The sequence below is a fragment of the Gelatiniphilus marinus genome (assembly GCF_042684345.1).
Taxonomy (GTDB): Bacteria; Bacteroidota; Bacteroidia; order Flavobacteriales; family Flavobacteriaceae; genus Gelatiniphilus; species Gelatiniphilus marinus.
Genome location: NZ_JBHULK010000016.1, coordinates 1 through 2,614, shown reverse-complemented (window position 1 = coordinate 2,614; position 2,614 = coordinate 1). Strand labels below are relative to the sequence as shown.

1 tRNA gene and 1 rRNA gene are annotated in these 2,614 nt (G+C 47.6%); both read right to left on the bottom strand.

Annotation, left to right across the window (positions count from 1 at the left end):
* Positions 1-4: 4 nt before the first annotated feature.
* Positions 5-78, bottom strand: a tRNA-Ile gene (locus ACFSQS_RS16050).
* Between the two features lie 160 nt (positions 79-238).
* Positions 239-1,762 (bottom strand): 16S ribosomal RNA (locus tag ACFSQS_RS16045).
* Positions 1,763-2,614: the final 852 nt, after the last annotated feature.

Below are 2,614 nucleotides of genomic sequence, written 5' to 3'. Positions count from 1 at the left end.
TTTGTAGTCTCAGGCAGACTCGAACTGCCGACCTCTACATTATCAGTGTAGCGCTCTAACCAGCTGAGCTATGAGACTGTTTTCTTGAGATACTAGATGTTTAGACACTAGAATCTAGACTTTAATGTCTAGGCTCTTGGCTCTAGAATCTAATCTCTATATTTTTAAATTAACAGCAATGAGAATAAACTATTTTTCATATTAGTTTTTTTACTTCCTCTTAGTCGTCTTTCTCTAGAAAGGAGGTGTTCCAGCCGCACCTTCCGGTACGGCTACCTTGTTACGACTTAGCCCTAGTTACCGATTTTACCCTAGGCCGCTCCTTGCGGCGACGGACTTCAGGCACTCCCAGCTTCCATGGCTTGACGGGCGGTGTGTACAAGGCCCGGGAACGTATTCACCGCATCATGGCTGATATGCGATTACTAGCGATTCCAGCTTCACGGAGTCGAGTTGCAGACTCCGATCCGAACTGTGATAGGGTTTATAGATTCGCTCCTTCTCGCGAAGTGGCTGCTCTCTGTCCCTACCATTGTAGCACGTGTGTAGCCCAGGACGTAAGGGCCGTGATGATTTGACGTCATCCCCACCTTCCTCACGGTTTGCACCGGCAGTCTTGCTAGAGTTCCCATCTTTACATGCTGGCAACTAACAACAGGGGTTGCGCTCGTTATAGGACTTAACCTGACACCTCACGGCACGAGCTGACGACAACCATGCAGCACCTTGTAGATTGCCCGAAGGAAAGTCTGTCTCTAGACCTGTCAATCTACATTTAAGCCCTGGTAAGGTTCCTCGCGTATCATCGAATTAAACCACATGCTCCACCGCTTGTGCGGGCCCCCGTCAATTCCTTTGAGTTTCATTCTTGCGAACGTACTCCCCAGGTGGGATACTTATCACTTTCGCTTAGCCACCCAGACCGAAGTCCGGACAGCTAGTATCCATCGTTTACGGCGTGGACTACCAGGGTATCTAATCCTGTTCGCTACCCACGCTTTCGTCCATCAGTGTCAATATGTTATTAGTAATCTGCCTTCGCAATTGGTATTCCATGTGATATCTATGCATTTCACCGCTACACCACATATTCTAACTACTTCATAACAATTCAAGATAACCAGTATCAAGGGCAATTTTACGGTTGAGCCGCAAACTTTCACCCCTGACTTAATCATCCACCTACGGACCCTTTAAACCCAATGATTCCGGATAACGCTTGGATCCTCCGTATTACCGCGGCTGCTGGCACGGAGTTAGCCGATCCTTATTCTTACGGTACCGTCAAGCCGCTACACGTAGCGGTGTTTCTTCCCGTATAAAAGCAGTTTACAACCCATAGGGCAGTCTTCCTGCACGCGGCATGGCTGGATCAGGGTTGCCCCCATTGTCCAATATTCCTCACTGCTGCCTCCCGTAGGAGTCTGGTCCGTGTCTCAGTACCAGTGTGGGGGATCCCCCTCTCAGGGCCCCTACCTATCGTCGCCATGGGGTGCCGTTACCACTCCATCTAGCTAATAGGACGCATAGCCATCTCTTACCGATAAATCTTTAATACAACTGCCATGAAACAAATGTATGCTATGGAGCATTAGTCAGGATTTCTCCTGGTTATTCTCCTGTAAGAGGTAGGTTCTATACGCGTTACTCACCCGTGCGCCGGTCGCCGACAGAGTGCAAGCACTCTTCGCTGCCCCTCGACTTGCATGTGTTAGGCCTGCCGCTAGCGTTCATCCTGAGCCAGGATCAAACTCTTCATCGTTAAATTTTATGTGCTGCCCTTATTTTATAAAAACAACATCTCTTAACAACCAATAGGAATTTCTAGTACTCAAAATGGTCTATTCTCTTTGTGTGTCCCTACCGTTTCCAGTAAGGATTTTACGCTGTCAATTCAATATGTTTATGAACTTTTTTGTCTTTGCCGAACTTGTTCCCTCGTTTAGCGGGTGCAAATATAAAACCTTTTTTTTTATCCCACAATGGTTGTTTGGTTTTTTTTAAAAGTTTTTTTTCTTGTCGAATCAAACTTGGAAAACAAACACCTTTTTGATGAACTTAGCCTTGACAACTGTCGTTGTTTTAGCGGCTGCAAACTTACAACCTTTTTGTTTACCCGCAAGTGTTTTTTGTTTTTTTTTGAAGTTTTTTTCCTCCTTGTAAAAAACCGAACAAACAACCTTGTATATGAACTTTTTGCCCTAACGATATGTACCGTTTTTAGCGGCTGCAAACTTACTACCTATTTTTAATTATGCAATGGTTTTTTTGGACTTTTTTTGGACTTTTTTTTAAACGGCTTATTACGTGGCGGTTAGGTAACGCTGTTTTTGCACGAGCCCCCCCATGATGCTTGCCGTGGGGCCCGGTGACGGCATTTTTTTGGCCGCCTATCGACCATGGCCCGAGGCAAGCGGTGGCCCAAATTGCCGGGGACAGCGCAGTAATGCCACGGGGTGCGCCCGGGCGGGCAAAGACCCAGCGCCGGAGCCAGGGGCCTTGGCGGATGCTAAGGGCCCTGGCGCAAAGGCGCGTTAGGGATTGAAGTGGATAGCCCGAAGCGCAGCGAGGACTTGAAACGGAAAGCCCGACCCGAAGGGGAACGCCCAAAAAA